This is a genomic window from Salibacterium halotolerans, from assembly GCF_900115625.1.
In the GTDB taxonomy this organism is placed as follows: domain Bacteria; phylum Bacillota; class Bacilli; order Bacillales; family Marinococcaceae; genus Salibacterium; species Salibacterium halotolerans.
In genome coordinates this window covers 36,618-61,595 of the sequence record NZ_FOXD01000017.1, presented here as the reverse complement: position 1 = coordinate 61,595, position 24,978 = coordinate 36,618, and the positions used below count along the sequence as shown (strand labels likewise).

The 24,978-nt window shown below is 49.5% G+C and carries 22 protein-coding genes and 1 pseudogene; 22 read left to right on the top strand and 1 reads right to left on the bottom strand.

The window, feature by feature from the left end:
- Positions 1–41: 41 nt before the first annotated feature.
- From BM124_RS13795 to BM124_RS13755, 10 genes and pseudogenes are all read left to right on the top strand, one after another.
- Positions 42–242 (top strand): YjfB family protein, encoded by a 201-nt coding sequence (locus tag BM124_RS13795; RefSeq protein ID WP_093338371.1) that lies wholly within the window; start codon positions 42–44, stop codon positions 240–242.
- 118 nt (positions 243–360) lie between these two features.
- Positions 361–723 carry a flagellar protein FlaG gene (locus BM124_RS13790; RefSeq protein WP_093338370.1) on the top strand — a complete coding sequence of 121 codons (363 nt, stop codon included), beginning with the start codon at positions 361–363 and terminating at the stop codon, positions 721–723.
- A 166-nt stretch (positions 724–889) separates the two neighbouring features.
- Positions 890–2,446: a flagellar hook-associated protein 2 gene (locus BM124_RS13785; RefSeq protein WP_093338368.1), complete on the top strand. Its 1,557-nt coding sequence runs from the start codon at positions 890–892 to the stop codon at positions 2,444–2,446.
- Positions 2,447–2,780: 334 nt separating this feature from the next.
- Positions 2,781–3,119, top strand: coding sequence for a hypothetical protein (locus BM124_RS13780; RefSeq protein WP_093338367.1), 339 nt, complete (start codon positions 2,781–2,783; stop codon positions 3,117–3,119).
- Positions 3,120–3,167: 48 nt separating this feature from the next.
- Positions 3,168–3,323, top strand: coding sequence for a hypothetical protein (locus BM124_RS18600; protein ID WP_170841149.1), 156 nt, complete (start codon positions 3,168–3,170; stop codon positions 3,321–3,323).
- Between the two features lie 364 nt (positions 3,324–3,687).
- Positions 3,688–4,728: pseudogene (locus tag BM124_RS13775) on the top strand (IS30 family transposase).
- Between the two features lie 59 nt (positions 4,729–4,787).
- Complete coding sequence (locus BM124_RS19535) at positions 4,788–4,919, top strand: hypothetical protein (protein ID WP_280139744.1); 132 nt, start codon at positions 4,788–4,790, stop codon at positions 4,917–4,919.
- Positions 4,920–5,341: 422 nt separating this feature from the next.
- Positions 5,342–5,893, top strand: coding sequence for a flagellar export chaperone FliS (gene fliS / locus BM124_RS13765; protein WP_342028639.1), 552 nt, complete (start codon positions 5,342–5,344; stop codon positions 5,891–5,893).
- A 1-nt stretch (position 5,894) separates the two neighbouring features.
- Positions 5,895–6,257, top strand: a complete 363-nt coding sequence (gene fliT / locus BM124_RS13760) for a flagellar protein FliT (RefSeq protein ID WP_093338364.1) — start codon at positions 5,895–5,897, stop codon at positions 6,255–6,257.
- Positions 6,258–6,330: 73 nt separating this feature from the next.
- Positions 6,331–6,711, top strand: coding sequence for a DUF8042 domain-containing protein (locus BM124_RS13755; protein WP_139217134.1), 381 nt, complete (start codon positions 6,331–6,333; stop codon positions 6,709–6,711).
- A gap of 193 nt (positions 6,712–6,904) precedes the next feature.
- Here BM124_RS13755 and BM124_RS13750 read toward each other — a convergent pair whose 3' ends face one another.
- Positions 6,905–8,014, bottom strand: coding sequence for a DUF6612 family protein (locus BM124_RS13750; protein ID WP_093338361.1), 1,110 nt, complete (start codon positions 8,012–8,014; stop codon positions 6,905–6,907).
- A gap of 203 nt (positions 8,015–8,217) precedes the next feature.
- On the opposite strand from BM124_RS13750, the gene BM124_RS13745 reads away from it, so the two are divergent.
- The 12 genes from BM124_RS13745 (at position 8,218) to uvrB (ending at position 24,975) form a co-directional block, all read left to right on the top strand.
- Complete coding sequence (locus BM124_RS13745) at positions 8,218–9,645, top strand: NAD-dependent succinate-semialdehyde dehydrogenase (RefSeq protein WP_093338360.1); 1,428 nt, start codon at positions 8,218–8,220, stop codon at positions 9,643–9,645.
- 323 nt (positions 9,646–9,968) lie between these two features.
- Positions 9,969–10,571: a ribosome hibernation-promoting factor, HPF/YfiA family gene (gene hpf, locus BM124_RS13740; protein WP_093338358.1), complete on the top strand. Its 603-nt coding sequence runs from the start codon at positions 9,969–9,971 to the stop codon at positions 10,569–10,571.
- A 460-nt stretch (positions 10,572–11,031) separates the two neighbouring features.
- A complete protein-coding gene (secA, locus tag BM124_RS13735; RefSeq protein WP_093338356.1) occupies positions 11,032–13,566 on the top strand; it encodes a preprotein translocase subunit SecA in 2,535 nt (844 codons plus the stop codon).
- A 24-nt stretch (positions 13,567–13,590) separates the two neighbouring features.
- Positions 13,591–14,695, top strand: a protein-coding gene (gene prfB / locus BM124_RS13730; protein ID WP_139217133.1) for a peptide chain release factor 2 whose coding sequence is annotated in 2 segments (ribosomal slippage) — positions 13,591–13,662 and positions 13,664–14,695 — 1,104 coding nt in all. Because the reading frame shifts where the segments join, the coding sequence is not laid out codon by codon here.
- Between the two features lie 67 nt (positions 14,696–14,762).
- On the top strand, positions 14,763–15,659 hold the full coding sequence (locus BM124_RS13725; protein ID WP_093338353.1) for a YitT family protein: 897 nt from the start codon (positions 14,763–14,765) through the stop codon (positions 15,657–15,659).
- A gap of 38 nt (positions 15,660–15,697) precedes the next feature.
- Positions 15,698–16,036 carry a c-type cytochrome gene (locus tag BM124_RS13720; protein ID WP_093338351.1) on the top strand — a complete coding sequence of 113 codons (339 nt, stop codon included), beginning with the start codon at positions 15,698–15,700 and terminating at the stop codon, positions 16,034–16,036.
- A 686-nt stretch (positions 16,037–16,722) separates the two neighbouring features.
- Positions 16,723–17,409, top strand: coding sequence for a cell division ATP-binding protein FtsE (gene ftsE, locus BM124_RS13715; RefSeq protein ID WP_093338350.1), 687 nt, complete (start codon positions 16,723–16,725; stop codon positions 17,407–17,409).
- On the top strand, positions 17,399–18,292 hold the full coding sequence (ftsX, locus tag BM124_RS13710) for a permease-like cell division protein FtsX (protein WP_093338348.1): 894 nt from the start codon (positions 17,399–17,401) through the stop codon (positions 18,290–18,292). The genes ftsE and ftsX overlap by 11 nt, the downstream gene beginning before the upstream one ends.
- Positions 18,293–18,332: 40 nt before the next feature.
- A complete protein-coding gene (locus BM124_RS13705) occupies positions 18,333–19,580 on the top strand; it encodes a murein hydrolase activator EnvC family protein (RefSeq protein WP_093338346.1) in 1,248 nt (415 codons plus the stop codon).
- Positions 19,581–19,775: 195 nt separating this feature from the next.
- Complete coding sequence (locus BM124_RS13700) at positions 19,776–21,251, top strand: S41 family peptidase (RefSeq protein ID WP_093338345.1); 1,476 nt, start codon at positions 19,776–19,778, stop codon at positions 21,249–21,251.
- Between the two features lie 114 nt (positions 21,252–21,365).
- Positions 21,366–22,559 (top strand): PDZ domain-containing protein, encoded by a 1,194-nt coding sequence (locus tag BM124_RS13695; RefSeq protein WP_093338343.1) that lies wholly within the window; start codon positions 21,366–21,368, stop codon positions 22,557–22,559.
- A gap of 439 nt (positions 22,560–22,998) precedes the next feature.
- Positions 22,999–24,975, top strand: coding sequence for an excinuclease ABC subunit UvrB (uvrB, locus tag BM124_RS13690; protein WP_093338341.1), 1,977 nt, complete (start codon positions 22,999–23,001; stop codon positions 24,973–24,975).
- Positions 24,976–24,978 lie beyond the last annotated feature (3 nt).

The following is a 24,978-nucleotide window of genomic DNA, read 5'->3' as shown; positions in this document are numbered from 1 at the left end:
CCGATATAATCAGTGATTCTTCATATATTGGAGGTGTTTCCATGGATATCGCAGGAGCGTCAATTGCGCACAGCCAGGCACAGGTAAAACAGCAAGCTAGTATGGCTGTTATGAAAAAAGCGATGGATACGAGCGAGCAGCAGAGCAATCTCATGAACGAGATGCTGGACAAGTCTGGTGCCCAGGCTATTCAACAGGCGGCCCAGCCGCACAAAGGTGCATCTGTCGATCTTTCCGTCTAATGGAAAGGTTGAGAGCCTTCTCTTGCAAAAGGGGGGGCTTTTTTTGATGGAAGAAGTGTAGGATGGCAGACTTTTTCCGATATAATCGTTGAGCCTGTAAAAGGGAGGAGGAAGGGTTATGGGTGCTCCACTTTCGGGTACTGTCGTATCCGATGTGATGCGGACCGGTCAGGTCTTTGGGGGACAGGTGTCCATGAATGACTCCGCTTCAGGCACGGTTTCGGAGAAAACGCAGGATGAGTCTTCGATGATGCCCGATATGAAAACGCTGCGGGAGCAAGCTGATGAGATGAATGGGCTGCTTGAGGCTACGTTTACCGACTTGAAATTCAATGTTCATGACAAATTGGAACAGGTGTATGTTCAAGTGCTGAATCGGGACACCGACGAAGTCATCCGGGAAGTACCTCCGGAAAAGTTTCTGGATATGAAGGCGGCAATCCTTGAGCAGGCTGGACTGCTCGTGGACGAGAAAGCCTGACCGGCAAGAAGAAGAGGGACAGTGTGAGAGGCTGTTCCTCCTTCTTCGTTCCGACCTTTTACCTATTTTCTCTTTTTCGCTTTAGTATATGCTGTATTATCCGATATTACATACAGAAATGAAACTCGGATTATAATGTTCTCTATCACAAGAGGAGGAACCAATCATGGATAGTGGTATGAGCAGCAATACGAATCGAATTACAGGTTTTGCGTCCGGTATTAACATTGATCAGACTGTAAAAGATTTGATGCGGGTCGAGCGTCAGCCTTTGATAAAAATGCGGCAGGAACAGATGCAGCTGGAATATAAGATGGAAGATTACCGGGAAATGAACCGTGAGTATCGATCCTTTAGCACCTCGATTTTTGATAATATGTTTATGAGGTCAAGCTTGTCCGCGAAGCAGACTTCCAGCAATAATGAAAGTCTGGTTACAGCATCTGCAGCGGCGGATGCGCAGAGTGGAAGCTTTACGGTATCCAATGTTACTCAGCTTGCGGAGGCAGCTTCCAATCAAAGTACAGGTGCTATTTTAAATAAAGATGGCAGCTCGTTGGATCCTGAAGCATCGCTTGCCGATCAGCTCGACCAATATGCTGAAGGGGATACGATCTCTTTTTCGATTCAGACATATAGTGAAGGTGGCGAAGCGAACGAAACGGCGAAATTCGAATTCAGTGGATCAGACAGCCTGAATGATGTTTTGACGGAAGTGAACCGGTCCGGTGCTGGTGTGAGTGCTTTCTATGATGAACAGACCGGTAATCTTTCGATGACGCGGACTGAAACTGGGGTATTTAATGAAGGCGGCAAGGAAATGGAATTTACGGATACGCAAGGTAACTTCTTTTCCAATGTGTTGAACCTGGACTCCGCAAATGAAACAGCAGGACAAAATGCAAAATTCACAATAAACGGAATAGATACCGAACGTACGTCTAATACTTTCACTGAAAACGGAATTGATATTACATTGAACGGAACTAGTGCAGAGAATGGCGGGTCTGCTGTACTACAGGTGAGTCCGGATACACAAGGCATCAAGGAAACAATCATGAATTTCGTCGATGAGTACAACAGTTTGATCGAAAAAACAAATGAAAAACTCTCGGAGGAGCGTGACCGGGAGTATCCCCCGCTCACCGATAACCAGCGGAGTCAAATGACCGATGAAGAAATCTCGCAATGGGAAGAGAAATCCCAAAGCGGTTACCTCCGCAATGATGACATTTTGACTAATGCAACTACCTCGATGCGGCGGAGTTTGTACGATACAGTTGATACCGGTGGTTCTTTTAACCAGCTGACGCAATTGGGTATCACCACAACGAGTAATTATCAAGATGGTGGAAAGCTGGAAGTGGATGAAGACCAGTTGGAGCAGGCGATTTCCGAGGATGCGGAATCGGTGTATCAATTATTTGCTTCCGACGGTGAAACCCAGGCAGACAAGGGACTGGCACGCCGCCTCCGGGAAGAAGTGGACCAAACCGTTGATAATATTTCTGAACGTGCCGGCGGGCCGAACACGCTGGACCCGAGCCAGTTCACTATCGGCAGGGAAATGAATCAGATGGATGATGAAATCAGTGATTTTGAGCGCCGACTGACACGTACGGAAAACCGTTACTATGATCAGTTCACCCGAATGGAGCAGGCGATTGCCGAAGCCAATCAACAGGCCCGTCAGCTTCAGCAGCAGTTGGGCGGAATGATGTAACAGCACTTGTTCCGGCTGGAAGACGACTGATTCCTGTTATAGATTTAAAGCCCTGGTCATCCATTCTTGTTGGTAATGGAAAGAATAGTGGTGTATAATAGTGGTAAGACTAAGCATAGGTTTATACTCAGGGAGGTGGCTTATGCTGATGGGGAGGTTGCTGTATGCCGGAAACGAAAGATATATCGTCGATGAATATAGCATTTGATTCAGAAGAAGAGCGGGAAGAGTTCTTGCGCTGGGCTCACGATTCATCGACGTCCAACCATCCCGGACATGGTTGATTTGCGGAACAAAATCAAACAGGCGAAAAAAATTAACAAGGATCTTCCACATGGAATTCGGCAGAATAAATCCTGAAGACTTAAGGTCAACCTCTCTTCTGCAGGCTCCCCGCGAAGATGTTGACCTTTTTCTATGTTCCGGACAACCTAGGGTTGAGTCCTTTTTTAAAGAAAAGGCGGAGATGCTTGAACGAACCCATGCTTGTAAAACGCATGTTATGTATTACAATGAACAGCTAATCGGTTTTTATACATTGTTTGCTGACTATGTTACTTTGGTTACATCTAAACGAAATAAAGAAGGATGGAAGGATGTAGCCACCGCACTCGGCAATCAACATTTTCCAGCTGTGCGACTCCATTATTTAGCAGTGCATGAACAATGGTAGGGAAAAGGTGTGGGAGAACTTGCCCTCTTGGATGCTCTTGACAGATGTATGTTTATTTCAGATTACATAGGTTTTAATTTCATTGTACTGGAAGCCTTGGATCAGGCCGTTGGGTTTTTCGGAAAATACGGCTTCAGACGTGTGAAACGGCATAATGAGTTGCTGGTCATGGCAATGAAAGTGAAAGATTTGAAAGACAGTTAACCAATATATAAGATATGTTTTCATGGAAACATATAAAATTAGCGATAGTACAGCACCTTCTTCAATAAATGATAACAAGCTTTTTCGATGACACGATGCATCGAGGAGCTTTTTTTATGTGTTTGTTCGTTATGATGAACGCATTAAATAAAAAATTTTTAATGTGTAACTCCTGTACACGCGATGATTCGCTTCTACGTTGTAACCGTCAAGTTATTTTGAACAGTTTTTGCTCATTTATTTTGAAGCTTGATTGTAAAATGAAATGCAACAACTAAAAGCATAGTTAAAGGTATAGCTAAAGCCATCGTTATTCCGTTATGATGAAAGCAACCAAACACCCAACATAACAGGAGGAATAACGATGACCACTTCTTATGATAACACAAAAGAGCAGCGTTTTACGCATCTTTCATCGTACGATCGGGGACAGATTCAAGCTCTTCGCCGGGAAGGGAAAACCGTTGAGGCTATTGCGGACGCGGTCGGGCGTCATAAATCAACGATTTCCCGGGAACTGAGGCGGGGCACCGCCACACAGCGCGCGTCGGATTTATCGGAGTACCAGATGTATTTTCCGGAAACAGGGCAGTCCGTTTATCATAAAAACCGGTCTCGCTGCGGAGCTTCCTAAAAATTGGCTTCGGCTTCTTCCTTTATTCATTTCGCCGTGGCTAAGATCCAAGCCGACCACTGGTCTCCTGACGCCGTCTGCGGATATGCCCGGATTCATCAGTTATTTGAAGGGGAGCGTGTCTCCACCAGGACGTTGTATAACTATATCGATCAAGGGCTGCTTCCCATCCAAAATATTGATCTTGCCCAGAAAGTGCGCCGCAAACCCAAAACCAAGAGGAACCGAACCAACAAAAGAGTGTATGGGACAAGCATCGAAGAACGCCCCGACCACGTGGGAAACCGCGAAACATTTGGGCACTGGGAAATCGATACGGTCCTGGGCCAACGCCGGAAAGGGGCTGCCCTCTTAACTCTGACCGAACGGCAGACACGCCGGGAACTTATCATGAAAATCGCGGCCAAAACAGCGGAAGCTGTGAATCAAGCTGTCCAGCGGCTCAAAACCAGATTTGATGATGCTTTTTCATCCATTTTTCAATCTATCACATCCGACAACGGTTCCGAATTCAGTGAGCTGACTGAGGCCGTTGACTGTGATCAGGTTAGCGTCTATTATACGCACCCCTATACCTCCAGCGAGAGAGGCACGAACGAACGCCATAACGGACTGATCCGACGGTTTATACCCAAAGGACAATCCATCGATGACCTGGACGATACCGTCATTGCCTATGTGGAGAATTGGTGCAACACCCTTCCCCGTAAAATACTGGGATACCAGTCTCCTAACGACCGATTCGAACAGGCGTTGGCATCCATTCTTTAATTACAAATAATGGAATTTATATGGCTGTTGCATTTATTGTTGCAATCTAAGCATTTATTTTGAACACTTTTTTCATCGAACAACGTTTCACGATATTCGATACGATGACTCCCACCATCCATGACGATAACACCCATATTTTTGACAACCTGCTCCCCATGCTTGCCCGGCAGCAGTGGGAGGAGCAGTGAAGGATGATTGGCCTTGTGACGACAGGGGTTTTGCCATATAATATTTAATAACTCATCATATACTGACAGCATCTATACAAAGATAGTGATTGTGTGTGATAACAAGAGGGAGCGTGACAGGATGCCCGTAGACATGAGAAAACCTCCAGTTGTGAGAGGAAAGGATGCCCGGAAATTCATAGAAAGAGTAAGGGAAAACAACAAAAAAATGCATCAGCGTCGACAAAAAAATAATGAGAACCGAGGCAGCTGTCATGACTCCTTCCACTTTTCCAACAGAGATCAACATTAGATGTCTCCCTTTCTATAAATGCTTCCGTCTGTTGGTTCGTCTTCACGAAAATTTCTCCTAAAGCATTCCGGTTTCCCGCCGATATAAGCTTTAGAACATTTTTTTATTAAGAAAATGGGGGAACGGCATCATGTCCTTTCAAAACGCACAGACGGCCTACCAACAGACGATGAAACAGGCGGAAGACTATAAAAAAACGACTGGGAAAGATACAAATAAGACGTTCACGCCGGGATCGGCGTCGTCCGGGGGCGCAGCGATCGGCAGTGTGAAACCGGGCGCGCAGCAGAAGCAGGCGGCCAATCCGTACCAGCAGAACGCGCTCGAAACCGCGTCGAGCGGCGATCTGACGCTGCTGTTGTACAATGGCTGCGTGAAATTTATCGATAAAGCGGATCAGGCGATGCAGGATAAGAACACCGAAGATAAAAATAATTTCATCAAACGGGCACAGGATATTATCCGCGAGCTGATGGTCACGCTGCGGACCGATTCGGAAGTCGGGCAGAATATGTACAGCCTCTATGATTTCATTCACCGCCGCCTGATTGACGCTAACGTCCAGAATGACCGTGACGTGCTGCAGGAAGCGCGGGATCTTGTCGTTGACTTCCGTGATACATGGAAAGAAGTCATTAAAAAAGACCGGCAGGAGCGCTTCGGCGGCGGAGGTCAGGCTTGATATGGCTGTCGTGAAAGAGCTGTATGACGTCACGAAAGCCCTGTACGATCATATGGCGGAACCGATGCCAAAACAAGTTGAAGAACGCGATACGTATGTGGAGAAACTGGAACAGTATCTGGCGCAGCGGGCGGAACTGCTGGAGAAGATGAGGGAACAGACGTCGTTTTCCGAGAAAGAACGGCAGCTCGGCGCGGAGATGTTCAAAATGAATGAAGAAATTCAGCGCTGGATGGAGGCGTCCCGCGGGGAACTGCGGCTTGGCATGCAGCAGTTGAACAAGAAAAAGCAGTCCAGCCGCCGTTATGAAAGGCCCTACACCGGAACGACGGTGGACGGCGTGTTTTTTGACAAGAAAAATTAGGAAAGGCAGCCGCGTTGGTGCGGCTGTTTTTTTATATTGCACTTGTGTTATTCTCACAACAAGAGAAGGGGTGATGACGCCTATGGCACTGGAACAGGCGGAACAAGAGTTTCTGAAGCAGTACCTTGGTTATCTGGAGACGGTGGAGGAAGGGGTGGCGTCGGTGGCGTATTTTTACCGGGAAGGGCTGGACGAAAACGGCGACCGGCTGCTCAGGCAGATGCTGGACGGCTTTTCGCCGCTCGCCGGTGGTAACGCAACGATGTCGCATCTGTTCGTGCACAAAGCGGACCGCAGCGGTGAAATGGATGCATTCCATCAAGCCCTCGAAAACGCCATGACTATCCCTGATATGGATTCTTCCAGATGGAAACTATCGGCGCTCACGACGAATTTTCTCCCGGGATTTCAGCGCTGGCGGTTGATTGTGGATCATTTTTATCGGAATCAATAGAGAAAAGCGGGGAATCGATTGATAAATTGGGAGAATTGATAGGGAAAAATAGAGAATCGATAAAGAAAACAGCGCCGAGTGCCTCGAATCGATAGAGAAATCATTGAATCAATCGATAAACCGGGAGAATGGATAGAAAAAAAACAGAGCGCTCCCATAAAAAAAGAAGCTGTCCCTTTAAAAGGACAGCTTCTTACCCGGAAGCGTCACCGGACGCGGGCTGTTCGTTCGTTTCTCCGTTTTCACCGCCGCTGTCAAGATAGTCGCTCAGGTCGAAGTCGAGCGTCGGCTCATCCGGGGATTCTGTTGTGTTATCGTCGTAAATCTGCTCCATCTCTATGCCGTCAATGGAGTCAAATTCCTCCATCTGATCAAACCCGGTAAATTCATCGAGCTCCATATCTTCGGCCTGGTTCAGAACGTCAGCCGGAATCTCGACGCGTTCTGTCTCGTTGAAATCAGAATAACGAGCGACGACAAGATGGTGCGAGGCATTCGCTTCGCCTTCCGTATTATTCATATTCATATCGAGGTTCATCTCTAGTTTTTTCGGGTAGAATGTTTCTTTGTCAATCTGCAGCTGGAATGTAAGGGACTGCAGCTCCGCCATGTACATCATGTCTTCAATGGAAGAAGAAAAGGCGGTATTGACCATGCCGATCATTTCAAGGGCGATTTCCTGGGTCTGGTCCTTACCGCCGCTGAATGTGAGCTGATAATGCCGGTTTCCTTCAATGATATGAATGTCGCTGCTGTAGGCTTCAATCATTTCAAGAATGCGGCCCGGGTTCTCATACGATTTGTCAAAAGACTTGAAGTCCTCGTTGAACTGTTCCGGAAACTGGACCCAGCGGCTTTCCGAGGAGTCATACATATAAAAGCCCCGGTCCGTAAAATAACGGTCCAGCTCCACAAAGCTGCTCTGTGTTTCCCCTGCGGCCGTCTGAATTTTTTCAATGCTGGATGATTCGTAATACCGCACCGGATCCAGATTCACGAGCGTGCTGGAGCGGTATCTGTTTTCCAGTTCCTGCTCTTCATCCAGCTCCAGATGCTGGTTCATGTTCGTTGAAATGGTGTAGCTGTCTATATTGTTCATTTTGTCAATGGATTGCTGCAGTACATCCCCTGCCGGCATGACTTTTTCAGGTTCCGGTGCTGGTTTTGTTTCATCGGAGTCATCCGGTTCTTCCTCAGGGGGGATGCCGCTGTCCCCGCTTTCATCGGTATCCGCTTCCGACATGCAGGATGCCAGAAGCAGGATGATAAGGAGACCATACATGCCTGCAAGGATTCGATGCATGATTTTTCCTCCTCCTGCGTAAGCCTGTCATTAAAATATATCATATCAAGGAGCGGTTGGATAGACTTTACAGCAGAAAAAAAGAGAGCCCGGGAAGAGAGAGGTCCAGGATTCTTATGTAGAAAAATTTGGGGGAAACCTGCATAGGAACGAGCGCACCCGGGTATGTAGTACGTATAGACATATGAAAAGGAGAGATTCTCATGGAGACGCGTCTTTTTATAAACGGCACTTGGAAAAAAGCGGCCAACGGAACATTTGCGGTGAAAAATCCAGCAAATAATGAAGAAATCGGTCAGGCCGCAGATGGCGGCGCCGATGAAACGAAAGAAGCCATCGAGGCAGCAGAAGCGGCTTTTCCTTCCTGGTCCCACCGCACGGCCGGCGACCGGGCATCATATTTAAAAGAAATACACCGCTTGATGATGGAAAAGCAGGATGAATTGGGAGAATTAATTACCCGGGAAATGGGAAAACCACTTCATGAGGCAAAAGGAGAGGTGGCCTATGCGGCTTCTTTTCTCGAATGGTTCGCCGAAGAAGGAAGACGGATCTACGGCGATACGATTCCGGCCGGTTCGCCGGACAAGCGGATGATGGTGCTGCACCAGCCGGTTGGTGTGACCGCGGCGATTACACCGTGGAATTTCCCGCAGGCAATGGTAACAAGAAAAGTAGCGCCGGCGCTTGCGGCAGGCTGCCCGGTCGTTCTGAAACCGGCGGAAGACACACCGCTTTCGGCGGTGCGGTTCGCTGAAATCTGCGAAGAAGCCGGACTGCCTGATGGTGTTTTCAACCTCATTACAGGAGAAGACGCCGCGGCCATCGGCGGAGAGCTGATGGGAAGCCAGGCGGTGCGGAAAATGACATTCACCGGATCCACCGGCGTCGGGCAGACATTGATGGAGCAGGGTGCTTCCGATATCAAGAAACTGTCGCTTGAACTCGGCGGACACGCTCCTGTTATCGTACTGGACGACGCGGACATGGAAAAAGCCGTGGACGGAACGGTGGCCTCGAAATTCCGGAACGCCGGACAGACATGCGTTTGCGGAAACCGTATCTATGTGGAAGAAGCCATTCACGACACGTTCGTTGACCGTCTCAAAGAAGAAGTCGAAAAACTCCAGGTCGGTGATGGTTTTGCCGAAGGTACGTCCGTTGGCCCGATGATCAACAAAGAAGGCTGGGACAAAGTCGACCGCCACGTGAAAGACGCACTCGATAAAGGAGCGGAACTTGTGACCGGCGGCAGAGGCTGGGAAGAAAACGGCGGCTGGTTCTATGAGCCGACCATCCTGAAAAATGTGACAAGCGACATGATTATTATGGAAGAAGAAACGTTCGGCCCTGTCGCTCCGATCCAGAAAGTATCAAGCGACGAGGAAGCCGTCCGCCATGCGAACAATTCACCTTTCGGGCTCGCCTCCTACTTTTTCACCGAAAGCATGAGCCGCGGCGTGAAAACAGCCGAAGGCCTTGAATTCGGCATCGTCGGATGGAACGATGGACGCCCATCCGCCGCCCAAGCCCCATTCGGCGGCTGGAAACAAAGCGGCATCGGACGCGAAGGCGGCCACGAAGGCATCAAACCATTCCTCGAAACAAAATATATCTCGATCGGTCTGTAAGAGTGAAGAACGAGGCTGGGACAAAAGAAAAATAGACGAAAGAGAACACGAATGGCTTGAGCCGTGCCCGCGGAAAGCGAAGTGTTTTGGCGCAGCGGTTTGTCTTAGGAGAAAAAATACCGAACGAATTGTTGATCGTTCGGTATTTTTTTATCTTATAAAGGTTTTGTTCCAGCCACTTATTTTTTATCTTTTAGGTGAGAAATTGTCAACAGCACGTATTGTAAAGATATTGTAAATAATTTTGACGAATTTTGAGTTTTAGAAAGGGATTATGAAGTGAATATAGAATTATAGAAGTAACGAAAGGAGGAGTTTACTTGATGAATTACAACATTCGAGGTGAAAACCTAGAGGTAACTCCGGCACTGAAGAGTTATGTGGAAAAGAAAGTAAGCAAACTGGATCGTTATTTTGATACAACGCCGGTAGCGGATGTCCACGTAAAGCTGCACGTGCACAACAGCAGCGGTAATAACATAGAGGTGACCATTCCGATGCCAAACCTGCTGCTGCGGGCCGAAGAGAGCCACAACGATATGTATGCGGCTATCGACCTCGTCGTGGAAAAACTGGAACGCCAAATCCGCAAGCATAAAACGAAAGTTAACCGAAAATTCCGTCAAAACGGCGGAGTAAAGCATATGTTTAAAGAAGAGGACATCGAAGCGCTCAATGAAGAGATCGCTAACGGAGGTCTTGACGGAGGGAACGGTCTCACCGAAGAAGAAGAGGAAGACGTGGATGACTACGAAATTGTCCGCACGAAACGGTTTAACCTGAAACCGATGGATACCGAAGAAGCTATTCTGCAGATGGACATGCTCGGTCACGGATTCTTTGTTTTTTCAAACTCGGTCAACGGCGACACCAACGTCGTCTACCGCCGCAAAGACGGACGCTACGGGCTGATTGAACCGGAATAAAAAAAGACAGGTAATAAACGCTCCCGATTATCTTAAACGATAGTCGGGAGTTTTTGGTATGCTGCCATCCGGCTGAAGGCAGTGGACACTAATCGTCTGAAAAAAAGGATTAGTATCCCCGGATCCGTGTTCCATGGACGCTAACGAAAGATAGCCGGCCGATAGTGGACATAGGCACTCGCCGGGAACCACTAATCGGCTGCGCCGGTGCTGTAGTGTCCACGGAACCACTCTCCGTGGACACTACCCCCATTTTCCGCCGGCATAGTGTCCATCCCCCCATTCACCTTTCCCAACCATACCAACCCGCCCCGCCCTGCACCGATTTTTCACCCGGGCGACATCTCCCCCACGTTGTAACGAGCAGAGGAAACTGATAAAATAACAATAACTGTGAAAAACGAAACCTGCGTCATACTTTATAGATTTCCTGACAAAAAGAGAGGACGATGATCGCGGCATGATCGGCTTATTAAAGAAAGTAATAGGCGATACAAACGAACGAAGTGTGAAAAAACTGGAGAAAACAGCGGAACAGATTGAACAGCAAGACGATGAGATGCAGAAGCTTTCGGATGAGGAACTGAGCGGAAAAACCGAAGTCTTCAAAGAACGCTACGAGAACGGAGAAACGCTCGAGGACCTGCTTCCGGAAGCGTACGCGGTAGTGAGGGAAGCAGCGTACCGGGTGCTTGGAATGAAACCGTTCCGCGTTCAGTTAATGGGCGGTATCGTTCTGCACCGGGGCGATATCTCGGAAATGAAGACCGGGGAAGGGAAAACCCTTGTCGCCACCATGCCTGTTTATTTGAATGCACTAACCGGCAAAGGCGTGCATGTCATCACGGTCAACGACTACCTCGCCGGGCGTGACAGTGAAGATATGGGTGAACTGTACCGCTTTCTCGGCATGACCGTCGGCCTCAACCAGAAAGGCATGTCCAAAGATGAAAAACGCGAAGCGTACGCGGCCGATATTACGTACGGAACGAACAATGAATTCGGTTTTGACTACCTTCGGGACAACATGGTGCTTTACAAAGAACGCATGGTGCAGCGTTCGCTTCATTTTGCCGTCGTCGACGAAGTGGATTCCATCCTGGTCGACGAAGCACGGACGCCGCTGATCATTTCCGGATCGGTGCAGCAGTCGACGCAGATGTATATGGCAGGAGACGCTTTTGTACGCCGCTTGAAACAGGAAGAAGACTACACGTTTGATGAGCAGACAAAGAACGTACAGCTGACCGAAGAAGGGGTCAATAAAGCGGAACAGGCTTTTGGTATCGACAACCTGTTTGACCAAAATCACGTCCAGCTTCTTCATCATATTAATCAGGCGCTGAAAGCCCACGTGACGATGAACCGGGATTCGGATTATGTGGTGGATGATGGACAGGTTGTCATCGTCGACCAGTTCACCGGACGTCTCATGAAAGGACGCCGCTACAGTGACGGTCTCCACCAGGCGATTGAAGCGAAAGAAGGACTTGAAGTTCAGAAAGAAAGCATGACGCTTGCGTCCATCACCTTCCAGAACTTTTTCCGGATGTACAACAAACTGGCCGGTATGACCGGGACAGCGAAGACCGAAGAAGAAGAATTCCGCAACATTTACGGCATGGGCGTAACTTCCATTCCGACCAATGAGCCAGTCATCCGGGATGATAAGCCGGATATGATTTACAAGACAAAAGAAGGAAAACACCGGGCGATCGCCGATACGGTGGAAGAACTTTATCAAAAAGGGCAGCCGGTTCTTGTCGGCACCGTCAGTGTGGAAATGTCCGAGCTGATTTCCCAGCTTCTCAAAAAACGGAAAGTGCCGCACAACGTTCTGAACGCCAAGCACCACGAAAATGAAGCGAAAATCATCGAAGACGCCGGCGAGCCCGGAACGGTGACGATTGCGACCAACATGGCCGGGCGCGGAACCGACATTAAACTCGGAAAAGGCGTCACCGATCTCGGCGGACTGTTTGTGATTGGGACAGAGCGTCACGAAAGCCGCCGGATCGATAATCAGCTCCGCGGACGTTCCGGTCGTCAGGGAGATCCGGGTGCGTCGCAGTTCTACCTTTCCATGGAAGATGACCTGATGCGCCGCTTTGGCACCGATAATATGCGCGGCATGATGGAAAAACTCGGCATGGAAGATGATCAGCCGATTGAAAGCAAGCTTGTCAGCCGTGCGGTGGAACAGGCGCAGAAACGGGTGGAAGGCCACAACTTTGACGCCCGGAAACAGATTCTCCAGTACGATGACGTCATGCGCGAGCAGCGTGATGTGATTTACGCGCAGCGGATGGAAGTGCTCGAATCCGAAAACCTGGAGGAGATCGTCAAACAGATGATCAAATCCGTCGTGGAACGCGCAGTCGGGCAGTATACACCGGAAGGCACCGTGCCGGAGGAATGGAACCTCGAAGGGCTCGTCAACTACTTGAAAGGAACAGTTCTCTGGGCGGACGACCTTGAGGTAAAAGATATCGATGGCATGGAGCCTGAAGAGATCAGCGAAATCGTTCTTGAAAAAGCCTATGACCATTACAGACAAAAACAGGAAGAACTGCCGGAAGAAACGATGCAGGAATTCGAACGGGTGGTGCTGCTCCGCGCTGTCGACCGTAAATGGATGAACCATATCGACCAGATGGACCAGCTCCGCGAAGGAATCCACCTGCGGGCTTACGGTCAGAACGATCCGCTTCGGGAGTATAAGTTTGAAGGCTTTAACATGTTTGAAGAAATGGTTGCATCCATCGAAGAAGAAGTGGCCATGTATATCGTGAAAGCGCAGGTCCGCAGCAACCTGGAGCGGGAAGAAGTCGCGGAAGGCAAAGCGGTTCATGGTGAGAACACCGAACGGGAGGAAAACAACAGCAAGCGCCGTCCGGTCCGCAAAACAGAAACGGTGGGACGCAACGAACCGTGTCCGTGCGGCAGCGGGAAGAAATACAAACACTGCCACGGCCGCGCAGAACAGGCGCAGTAATTTTTAGAACAGAGGTGACGCACGATGGATATGGCTGATATACAGCACGCATTGTCAAATATCCGCCAGCGTTTGGCGGACTTCAGGGGGTCTCTTTGACCTCGCTGAAAAAGAGGAACGTATAGCTGAACTCGAACAGAAAATGACCGAACCCGGTTTCTGGGACAAACCGGGTGAATCCAAGCAGGTCATTGATGAATCCAATACGCTGAAGAACACAGTGGAAGGGTACCGGGAACTCTCGGAAGCCTATGATGATCTCGTTCTCACGTATGACCTCGTGAAAGAAGAAGACGACGAAGATCTGAAAGAAGAGCTGGAAGAAGGCGTACAGACGCTGACGAAGAACGTAAATGACTTTGAACTGAACATGATGCTCAGTGAACCGTATGATAAAAACAACGCCATTCTCGAACTGCACCCCGGCGCGGGCGGAACCGAATCCCAGGACTGGGCCCAGATGCTGTTCCGCATGTATAAACGCTGGGCGGAAGGCAGAGGGTATACAGTGGATGTGCTGGATTACCTGGACGGGGACGAAGCCGGTTTGAAAAGTGCCGTCCTGCACATTAAAGGCCATAATGCCTACGGCTTTCTCAAAGCGGAAAAAGGAGTCCACCGGCTGGTCCGGATTTCACCCTTTGATTCTTCCGGCCGCCGCCACACGTCGTTTGCGTCTTGTGAAGTGATGCCGGAGATGGATGATAGCGTAGAAGTGGAAATCAACAATGAGGATCTGCGGATTGACACGTACCGCTCCAGCGGCGCAGGCGGACAGCACGTCAACACAACCGATTCGGCGGTTCGGATCACGCACCTTCCGACGAATATTATCGTGACATGCCAGAATGAGCGTTCGCAGCTGAAAAACAGGGAATCCGCCATGAAAATGCTACGCTCCAAGCTGTACCAGCGGGAACTGGAAGAGCAGCAGAAAGAAATGGACGAAATCCGCGGCGAACAGAAAGAAATCGGCTGGGGAAGCCAGATCCGTTCTTACGTGTTCCATCCGTACAATATGGTGAAAGATCACCGCACCAATAGAGAAATCGGCAACACGTCCGCCGTGATGGACGGGGACATTGATCCTTTCATTGATGATTATCTGCGGGCAAGCATGGATATATAAAAAAGCAGGGGTGCCTCTGTAGCGGGGCATCCCGGGTTTTTGTGAGCGGAAAGGGAAGGAAATGGGAATGATGAACTGGAGAAAACGACGGGAGCCGATGCCGCAAAAGCTCTGGATGGTGCTGCAGACGATTTATATTTTAGCCGGATCGACTATTCTGGCCCTGTCCTATAATCTTTTTCTGCTCCCGAACCGCATTGCCTCCGGCGGCCTCAGCGGTTTTGCCACCATCGTCTACGAGGTGTCCGGCATCGAACCGGCCGTGACGATGTGGGTGTTGAACATTCCGTTGTTCATAGCAGGCGTTCTGCTGCTTGGAGGGTGGACATACGGTGGAAAAACACTGGCCGGCACCTTGTTTCTGCCGCTTGTGATTTATGTAACGCGCCATCTGGATGCAGGTGTGGATGATCCGCTTCTGGCGGCGATATTCGGAGGCATCGGCGTGGGGGCGGGTCTTGGACTTGTGTTCCGGGCTGCGGCATCAACCGGCGGAACAGGATTGATGGCTCAAATCATACATAAGTTCAGCGGCGTATCGCTCGGAGCCTGCGTGTTTATTATGGATGGATTGATTGTTGTAATGTCGGCGTTTGTATTCAGCATCGAATACGCCCTGTATGCGCTGATTGCGCTGTTTGTGACCGGAAAAACGATTGATCTGGTGCAGACCGGCATCGGATACGCCAAAGTAGCCCTCATCATTACGCAGAAAGAAGAAGACGTCCGCAGCGTTATTTTGAACCGGGTCGACCGAGGGGTCACGTACCTGCCGGGGGAAGGCGGCTATACAAACGATGCCAGACCGGTCCTTCTCTGCGTCGTGAACCGTAACGAAGTATCCACACTCAAGCACTGGGTGCAGTCCGCGGATCGGGACGCGTTTGTCGTCGTAACAGATGCCGCCGAAGTGCTTGGGAAGGGTTTCAAAAATGAAAGTGCTGGGTATACTAACGGAACGTAATCTAATGATAAAATGAGATATTTGGGAGGTCATGAATAATGAAGAAGATGTTTATGACATTGGCAGCCTGTACCGTTTTCGCCCTCAGTGCCTGCGGTGGAGGAGGCGGCGAATCAGGAGACTCCGCCGACAACGGAAATACTGAAAATGCCGGAGGTTCTGTCGATGCGGAAGCAGCCCGCAGTGCCTACGATCAGAACTGTCTGCAGTGCCACGGCCAAAACTTGGAGGGCAAAAACGGACCAGCACTAGCGGGACGTGATTTATCGCAGGATCACGTACTTTCCATGATCCAAAATGGGGGCGCCGGCATGCCGGATGGTCTTGTGAGTGGAGAAAAAGCCGAAAACCTCGCCGCCTGGGTCGCGAATCAATAATGTAGATAGAGACAGGGACAAAATAATACCGAATCGCTGAGTATCCGAATGATGGGACGTATTGCTGCACGTGAGCATGCTGTTCCATTGTTCGGATTTTTTGTTTTTTCCGAGAGGGAGCAGCCGATTTGTTTGTTTTTCGTCCATTAGCAGGTCAGTATCTGAACATAGCGTCCGATAGAAGCTTCTATGAACCACTAGCTACTCCCCGCCGGCGTTTCAGTGTCTCTTAGGATCGTTCTACCGGACACTGCGCGTCCTATATTAGCAGCTAGCGTCCGGTAGCCTTCCTCTCCCAACTGAACATGTTGGATCCCGGGTGTAAAAGATAATCAGCTCTTCACATAAGACTTTTTCCTCATAAATAAACATGTTCGTTCCTCTATTACAATCATTTCATTTATCTATCCCCGTCATTTCAGCGTTATCCCTGGTAAGAAAAATCAAAAGCTGTTTCATTGAAATCAAAATGTAATACTTTTTTAGCATTTTTCAGCGTTTAAAGATGATATAATGTGAGGTGGAAAATGACAAAACGTACTGTCATTCAACATGATTTCCGGCATCGTCCGGGAACAATGTCTACATACGGCGGTTCTGCCGTGGCATTTGTCTCCTGGTAAGAAAGTGGACAACCATCAGGAAAAAAACAACTCAGAACATGTTTGCTTCAGGAAGTGATTGATTTGATAGAATTGAACAATGTGTCGAAAACGTATGCCAATGGCGTCAACGCACTGAACAACATCGATATCTTCATTGAAAAGGGAGAATTCGTATATGTTGTCGGACCGAGCGGCGCCGGAAAATCTTCTTTTATCAAAATGATATACCGGGAAGAAAGACCTACGGAAGGTTCCATCCAGATTCACGGGACAGATTTAATGACCCTCAAGGAAAAGCACGTTCCGTTTCTGCGGCGGAAAATTGGAGTCGTCTTTCAGGATTTCAAGCTTCTTCCGAAACTATCGGTCTTTGAAAATGTCGCGTTCGCGCTTGAAGTTATCGAAGAACCGAAGGATGTCATCCGCAGACGGGTCATGGAAGTGCTTGATATCGTCAAACTGAAAAACAAAGCCCGCTTTCTTCCGGACGAACTGTCGGGCGGCGAACAGCAGCGTGTTTCCATAGCAAGAGCAGTAGTCAACAACCCGCGGGTCGTTATTGCGGACGAGCCTACCGGAAACCTTGATCCGGACACGTCTTGGGAAATCATGGAGATTCTTGAAAACATCAATCGCAACGGCACTACCGTTCTTATGGCTACCCACAACCGCGAAATTGTAAACGCGATTAAGAAACGGGTGATTGCTATCGAAGGCGGAAGAGTAGTCCGCGATGAGCCGAAGGGGGACTACGGTTATGAAAGGTAGAACCCTCGCCCGCCACGGAAAAGAAGGCCTGAAGAATCTCGGGCGTAACAGCTGGATGAGCTTTGCCTCGATAAGCGCGGTAACGATTATGCTGTTCGTTGTGGGAGTATTTCTTCTTCTTATCGTAAATATGAACAGTTTTATTTCATCGGTGGAAGAAGATGTGGAAGTCCAGGTTTACATTGAACTTGGTACATCAGACCAGGAACAGGCTGAGCTCGAACAGCAGCTTAAGAACCTGGATCATGTAGAAAGTGTTACATATCTAAGTAAAGATGAGGGGCTGGACCGGTTGATTGACAGTCTCGGGCAGGATAGTGAAGCATTCGAATCACTCCGGGACGAAAACCCACTGAATGATGCGTTCATCGTCCAGGCTTCTGAACCCCAGCAGACCGAAGCAGTAGCAGAAGCCGCATCCGGTCTTTCCTACATTGATTCCATCGATTACGGGGAGCAGGTTGTGGAACAGCTGTTCAATGTGACCAAAATTCTCCGGATTATCGGCCTGGTACTTGTCGCAGGTTTGATGTTCACCGCGATGTTTTTGATATCCAACACGATTAAACTGACTATCGTCGCCAGACAGCAGGAAATTCAGATTATGAAACTTGTCGGCGCGACAAACAGTTTTATCCGCTGGCCCTTTTTCGTGGAAGGGCTGCTGCTTGGTGTTTTTGGCGCGGTCATTCCTATTGCAGCCATTACCGGGGGATACCACTACCTGTACACCAATTATGCGGACAAGCTGAGCATTGATTTTGCTGAGATACTTCCTGTATACCCGCTGACTCTGCAGATCTCCGCCGTTCTTATCGGAATCGGCGTTCTGGTAGGCATATGGGGAAGCATTACGTCGGTACGTAAATTTCTTAAAGTCTAGATAGATACAGCTGGAACGAGGTAGAGGAGGAACTGTTGGAATGAAAAAAGGACTGTTGAAGACGCTGGCAGCGGTGGTGACCGCTTCCGGCATCGCTTTGGCCGCTTCATCACCTGCAGCGGCGGCGGACGGAGAGGAACTCCGCACTAAAATTAATGAACTTCAGGAGAAACAGGAAAGTACCCAGGCTGATTCAGAAGAAACAAAAAAAGAAATCGAAGCTCTAAAAGAAGAGATACAGAATATCAGTGATGAAATCCGTAATCTGGATAAAAAAATAACAGAAACAAACGATAAAATCACAAAAAAAGAGGAAGAAATTAATCAGACGGAACAGCGTATCACAGAGTTGGAAAACCGGATTGATAAACTTCAGAAGCGGATTGAGGAACGGGACAAGCTGCTGAAAGAACGCGTCAATGCGATGTACAAAAACGGCGGCTCAGTCGATTATCTGGAAGTGCTGATGGGGGCCAAAAGCTTCGGTGACTTTCTGGACCGGGTTTCGGCGCTGAACAAGATTGCATCTCAGGATAAAGACATCCTGCAAGAACATATCAACGATCAGAACGAGCTTGAAGACGCGAAAAAAGAAGTGGAGAAGCAGCGCACCTCCCTTGAAGATTCGCTCGCGGAACTGGAAGATCTGAAAGCAGAACAGAAGAAGCGCCGTGATGAAAAGAGCAGCATACTCGGTGATCTGGAAAACCAGGAGCATTCCCTTCAGGAAACATTGATTTCACTGGAAGATGAAGAAAGTCTCCTCCAAAAGCAGGAAGAAGCCGCCAAACAGGAGCTGGAAAATCATAAAGAGCGTCAGGAAGCGGCTCGTCAGCAGTCCGGCGGCGGTGGAGCACAGGCGCTCGGTGAAGCGCCTTCCGACAGCGGCGGCACATTGATGCGTCCGGCGACCGGAACTTATACGTCCGAATTTGGACAGCGCTGGGGCCGCATGCATAACGGTATTGATATCGGAGGGGGAGGCCGTCCCAACGTTCCGATCGTTGCCGCAGCAGGTGGAACGGTTGTGAAAGCCGGATACATGAATGGATACGGAAACACCGTAATGATTTCCCATCAACTGAACGGTGAACAGATAACAACATTGTATGCCCATATGTCTTCTCTTAACGTGTCCAGCGGGCAGAGCGTATCCCGTGGCGAAAACATCGGTATGATGGGGAACACCGGAGCCTCTCAGGGAAAACATCTCCACTTTGAGGTTCATGAAGGACCATGGAACGGAGCCAAATCCAACGCGGTGAACCCAAGAAACTACCTGCCATAATAAAAGAGAGGGGTCGTCCTGCCGGCGGTCCCTCTTTTCTTTTTGACAGCAGCCCGTGCGGTATAAGAAAAAGGATAAACCGCCGCATTACGGAAAATATATTTTTGGAATACGGGAATTCATGCTAGAATGAAAGAGACGATAAAAACCTCTTTGGACCGGGATGATTTTAATGATGGAGCTGAGGTGTAAAAAATGAAATGGAAAGTGAAATTAGCTTCAGTGGTGACCGGTGCCGTACTTATTGCAGGAGCCGGCGGTGTGTATGCCGGCATCAATATAAACGAACAGACCGGCAATGAACCATCTGCCGTATCCGGCTCTTCCAGTCATGCTGAAAGCACAGAGCAGCAGTCCATGGAAGGAATGGAAAAAGTACAGCAGGTTTACCAGATGATACAGTCTGAATATGTAGAAGATGTCGATAAAGAAGCGCTTTGGGAAGGAGCGCTGAAAGGGATGGTCGATGAGCTGGATGACCCTCATTCCGCTTATATGGACCAGGAAACGGCTTCCCAGTTTAATCAGTCCCTTGAATCTTCGTTTGAGGGGATCGGAGCCGAAGTGAGCATGGTCGATAACACCCCGACCATCGTTTCACCGTTTGGAGGATCACCCGCCGAGGAAGCAGGACTGCAGCCGAACGACCAGATTCTCGAAGTGAACGGGGAAAGCACGGAAGGAAGCACCCTGAATGAAACTGTTCTGAAAATCCGCGGGGAAAAAGGGTCCACGGTTACACTGACTATTCAGCGCGAAGGGGCGTCTGAACCGTTTGAAGTAGATGTTACCCGTGATAAAATACCGGTCGAGACGGTCCATTCCGATGTCATCGAGCGCAACGGGCAGACGATAGGCCTGCTTGAACTTACCTCCTTTTCCGAAAATACGGCAGCGGAGTTCGAAAAACAGCTGAAGAGTTTGGAGGAGCAGGGAATCGATGGCCTGTTGATTGACGTGCGCGGCAACCCGGGAGGTTATCTGAAAAGTGTGCAGAACATTGGCGATCTTGTCATTCCGGGAGGAGAGCCGATTGTTCAGATTGAAGATCCTAACGGGAAGACGACACGGACTATTTCTTCGCTGGACGGGAAGAAAGATTATCCGATTGTCGGTTTGATTGACGAAGGCAGCGTCTCTGCTTCTGAAATTCTCGCCGCCGCACTGAAAGAAGCAGGCGGATACGATCTTGTCGGTCAGACGACGTATGGAAAAGGTACCGTGCAGCAGTCTCTGAAGCTTGGAGACGGAAGCCGACTGAAATTGTCGATGTTCAAATGGCTCACATCAGACGGCAACTGGATCAACGAAGAAGGTGTCAAACCTACGGTGAAGGTGAAACAGCCGCAATATTTCTACTCGGCGGCACTGTCTGTGGACAGTGAACTGACTCAGGAAACGAATGGAGAGCAGGTGAAAACCGCGCAGACGATGCTGAAAGCTCTTGGTTACAGCCCGGGCAGAACCGACGGATATTTTAATGAACAGACGTCGGAAGCTGTGAGCCGTTATCAGGAATCCGTAGAAGCGCTGCCGGTGACCGGTACGATTAATCAGGAAACCGCCGGCCGGCTGAATCAGGATTTAATGGAAAAGGTTCAGAGCCGGGAGAACGACAGGCAGTTGAATAAAGCCTTAGAGTTGATGAACGACAAACTGACGAACCAGTAATGGAAAGAAAAGGCCGGGTGCTGTCAGCCTGCAGGCACAGTGGTACCGGCCTCATCAATAAGCCGGCAGTTTTTATATAAAAAGAGTGTCTGCCTGAAGAAGGAGGAACCGGGAATGGATGATATCGGCTGGGAACTGTTGTATGGAATCGGGCGTTTTTTCGCTCATCCACTTACGTATCTGATTCCGGTTGTCATGTTCGTTCTTGGGTGGCGCAGAGCGGTACGGGAACGGCGCGATTTTCACACCCGTGTATTTCGAACGATATTTGACGTTACCGCGCCCCTGCTCCCGGGGCTGGCTGCAGGTCTTGCCGGATCAGCGGCAGCTGTACTCCTGGGTGTTACGGTTCCGTTTTCCTTTCTCCTGCTTCTTTCTCTTTTAACAGGTCTGATTCTGCTGATCGGAAGAGTGAAGTGGCTGTCCCCGGCATTCACGGTCAGTACGGCGGTGCTGCTGGCACTGATTCTGCCGCTGTGGGAAACGGGAAACACGCGCGTGGATTCGTGGCTGCAGGCACTGTCATCATCCAATTACCAGGCCGTGCTCATCTGGCTCGCTGTTCTGATTATTCTGGAGAGTGTGCTCGTTTTCCGGAGCGCCCGGTTTTTCACCTCACCCATGACGGTGAAAAGCAGCCGCGGCAAATGGATCGGCGCACACCGGATGCGGCGGATATGGCTGCTTCCTTCGGTCTTTTTTGTCCCGGGGGGTATGATTGATGCCGTTTCCTGGTGGCCGCTCGTTCCGATGGGAGAGGGAGGGCTGGCGCTCTTTATCTTTCCTCTTGCGGTTGGAGGGGATTACACGATTTATCACACGCTCCCGAGACCCGCTCTGCAGCAGATGGGACGCCGTCTTTTTCTCCTTGGGCTGGCTGCCGGAGCAGGTGCGGCCCTATCCTTTTATTATCCGCAGGCCGTATGGTACACCGCGGCAGCCGTCTTCGTACTCCGCGCTGTTCTTCAGGTGTGGCGGCGCATCGAAGACCGCGGGAGGACTCCGTTTTTCCAGCCTGGTTCCCGCGGAGTGAAAATTCTCGGCGTTCTTCCGGAGTCGCCGGCAGCAAAAATGGGCATGACGGCAGGGGAAATCATATGGAAAGTGAATCACATTCCGGTTCATTCCAAAAAAGAATTTTACTATGCTCTTCAGAAAAATTCCGCCCACTGCCGGTTGGAAGTGATGGATACAAACGGGGAACGCCGCCACGTCCAGTCCGCCTTGTATGATAACGAGCATCATGAAATCGGAGTACTGGCGGTAAAAGAAAACGACGATATGCCGGCGTCCGGTATACAGGGCTGACACTGGAAACATAGTTTAAAAGACGGAGTTTGGGGAATGGAGCCTACTCCGTCTTTTCTTATGGGATGCTTTGTCCCTGCAGGCTGCGACCCGTGGAAGCGCGGATGGCTGGGCTGATATTGTCCTCCACTTGACGGATAAATGGTTGTATTCGACGGATAAACGGGTACGTTCGACGGATAACGCGCCCTCCCCGCTTGAAAATGACGACACAGGACCGGAAATTGGAATGTTCTGCGTCGACAGGAACCCACCCCACTGACTTTCTGCACCGGCAGCGCCGGTTCTGCTGCTCAACAATAAATCCTATATTTTATCTAAATAAAAACGAACATATATTCGAACAAACCGTTTAATTTGATGGAAGATGTGGTATAATGTATAAGCGGTTATAGATAAGCAGCAATAAACTTGAGTGTATAAAATGGGGGATAATACCATGAATGAAACATTCGAACTCGCTTCCGGCTATGACCCCCAGGGCGACCAGCCGGAAGCGATAGAAGCTTTAACAAAGGGCATCGAAGAGGGCAGGAGACATCAGACGCTGCTTGGTGCCACCGGTACCGGAAAGACATTCACGGTATCCAATGTTATTCAGAACGTGAATAAACCCACCCTCGTGATGGCTCATAATAAAACACTGGCAGGCCAGCTGTATAATGAATTTAAAGAGATGTTCCCGGGTAATGCTGTCGAATATTTTGTCAGCTATTACGACTACTATCAGCCGGAAGCCTATGTTCCTTCCACTGATATGTTTATAGAAAAAGATGCCAGCATCAATGACGAAATAGATAAACTCCGGCACTCTGCCACGAGCGCGCTTTTTGAACGCAATGACGTGATTATCGTGGCAAGTGTTTCCTGTATTTACGGTCTTGGTTCGCCGGAGGAATACCGGGAACTTGTTGTTTCCCTTCGTAAAGACATGGAAAAGGAGCGCAATGCTCTGATGCGGGATCTGGTTGATATCCAGTATGAACGCAACGATGTGAATTTTGTACGCGGAACCTTCCGGGTGCGCGGTGACGTCGTGGAGATTTTTCCCGCATCCCGCGATGAACACTGTATCCGTGTTGAATTTTTCGGTGACGAAATCGACCGGATTACCGAAGTTGATGCGCTGACAGGGGAAGTGCTCGGAGAACGCCAGCACGCCGCTATTTTCCCGGCTTCCCACTTCGTAACCCGTGAAGAGAAGATGAAACGCGCTATCGAAAATATCGAGAAAGAGCTGGAGGAACAGCTGCAGGCATTCCGGGACAACGGCAGGGAACTTGAGGCCCAGCGGCTGGAACAGCGCACAAAATACGATCTTGAAATGATGCGGGAAATGGGTTTCTGCTCAGGCATCGAAAACTATTCCCGCCATTTGACGTTCCGAAGCGCCGGCGAATCCCCCTATACGTTAATGGACTTTTTCCCGGAGGATTTCCTGCTTATCGTTGATGAGTCGCACGTGACGCTTCCGCAGGTGAATGGCATGTACAAAGGAGACCGGGCCCGTAAGCAGGTACTTGTAGACCATGGATTCCGGCTGCCGTCCGCTATGGACAACCGTCCGCTCCAGTTTGAGGAGTTTGAAACCCGGATGCAGCAGGCGGTCTATGTGTCGGCGACCCCGGGACCGTATGAGCTGGAGCATTCACCGGGAGTGGTGGAACAGATTATCCGGCCGACCGGTCTGCTCGATCCAACGATAGAGATCAAGCCGATTGAAGGTCAGATTGACGACTTGATCGAACAGATTCATGAGCGCCGCGAACGAAAGGAAAGAGTGCTGGTCACCACACTCACGAAAAAGATGGCGGAAGACTTGACCTCTTATCTTAAAGAAGTCGGCATCAAGGTAAAATACCTGCATTCCGAAGTAAAGACGTTGGAGCGCATTGATGTCGTGCGGCAGCTGCGGCTCGGTGAATTTGATGTGCTGGTCGGTATTAACCTTCTCCGGGAAGGTCTTGACATACCGGAAGTGTCCCTCGTTGCCATTCTGGACGCCGACAAGGAAGGATTTCTGCGTGCCGAGCGGTCCCTCATTCAGACGATGGGGCGTGCCGCCAGGAATGCGAACGGGCATGTTGTTATGTACGCGGATAAGATAACCCGTTCGATGAATACGGCAATGGAGGAGACAAACCGCCGCCGCGCGATTCAGAAAGAGTTTAATGACACACATGATATTACGCCGACGACCATCCAGAAAGAAATTCCGGAATTGATCCAGGCTACGATTTCTTCCGAGGAAACGAATGACTTTGACAAACCGGCGCTCGACAAGATGAGCAAAAAAGAACGGCAGAAAGTTATTGATCAGATGGAAGAAGAAATGAAAACGGCCGCCAAAGACCTTCAGTTTGAACGGGCGGCGGAACTTCGCGACATGCTACTTGAATTAAAAGCGGAAGGATGACGT

Bases quoted from the DNA above. Each gene is read 5' to 3' on its own strand.
- BM124_RS13795 (WP_093338371.1), top strand. From the start codon at position 42: ATGGATATCGCAGGAGCGTCAATTGCGCACAGCCAGGCACAGGTAAAA.
- BM124_RS13790 (WP_093338370.1), top strand. From the start codon at position 361: ATGGGTGCTCCACTTTCGGGTACTGTCGTATCCGATGTGATGCGGACC.
- BM124_RS13785 (WP_093338368.1), top strand. From the start codon at position 890: ATGGATAGTGGTATGAGCAGCAATACGAATCGAATTACAGGTTTTGCG.
- BM124_RS13780 (WP_093338367.1), top strand. From the start codon at position 2,781: ATGGAATTCGGCAGAATAAATCCTGAAGACTTAAGGTCAACCTCTCTT.
- BM124_RS18600 (WP_170841149.1), top strand. From the start codon at position 3,168: ATGTTTATTTCAGATTACATAGGTTTTAATTTCATTGTACTGGAAGCC.
- fliS (WP_342028639.1), top strand. From the start codon at position 5,342: ATGTCCTTTCAAAACGCACAGACGGCCTACCAACAGACGATGAAACAG.
- fliT (WP_093338364.1), top strand. From the start codon at position 5,895: ATGGCTGTCGTGAAAGAGCTGTATGACGTCACGAAAGCCCTGTACGAT.
- BM124_RS13755 (WP_139217134.1), top strand. From the start codon at position 6,331: ATGACGCCTATGGCACTGGAACAGGCGGAACAAGAGTTTCTGAAGCAG.
- BM124_RS13750 (WP_093338361.1), bottom strand. From the start codon at position 8,014: ATGCATCGAATCCTTGCAGGCATGTATGGTCTCCTTATCATCCTGCTT.
- BM124_RS13745 (WP_093338360.1), top strand. From the start codon at position 8,218: ATGGAGACGCGTCTTTTTATAAACGGCACTTGGAAAAAAGCGGCCAAC.
- hpf (WP_093338358.1), top strand. From the start codon at position 9,969: ATGAATTACAACATTCGAGGTGAAAACCTAGAGGTAACTCCGGCACTG.
- secA (WP_093338356.1), top strand. From the start codon at position 11,032: ATGATCGGCTTATTAAAGAAAGTAATAGGCGATACAAACGAACGAAGT.
- BM124_RS13725 (WP_093338353.1), top strand. From the start codon at position 14,763: ATGATGAACTGGAGAAAACGACGGGAGCCGATGCCGCAAAAGCTCTGG.
- BM124_RS13720 (WP_093338351.1), top strand. From the start codon at position 15,698: ATGAAGAAGATGTTTATGACATTGGCAGCCTGTACCGTTTTCGCCCTC.
- ftsX (WP_093338348.1), top strand. From the start codon at position 17,399: ATGAAAGGTAGAACCCTCGCCCGCCACGGAAAAGAAGGCCTGAAGAAT.
- BM124_RS13705 (WP_093338346.1), top strand. From the start codon at position 18,333: ATGAAAAAAGGACTGTTGAAGACGCTGGCAGCGGTGGTGACCGCTTCC.
- BM124_RS13700 (WP_093338345.1), top strand. From the start codon at position 19,776: ATGAAATGGAAAGTGAAATTAGCTTCAGTGGTGACCGGTGCCGTACTT.
- BM124_RS13695 (WP_093338343.1), top strand. From the start codon at position 21,366: ATGGATGATATCGGCTGGGAACTGTTGTATGGAATCGGGCGTTTTTTC.
- uvrB (WP_093338341.1), top strand. From the start codon at position 22,999: ATGAATGAAACATTCGAACTCGCTTCCGGCTATGACCCCCAGGGCGAC.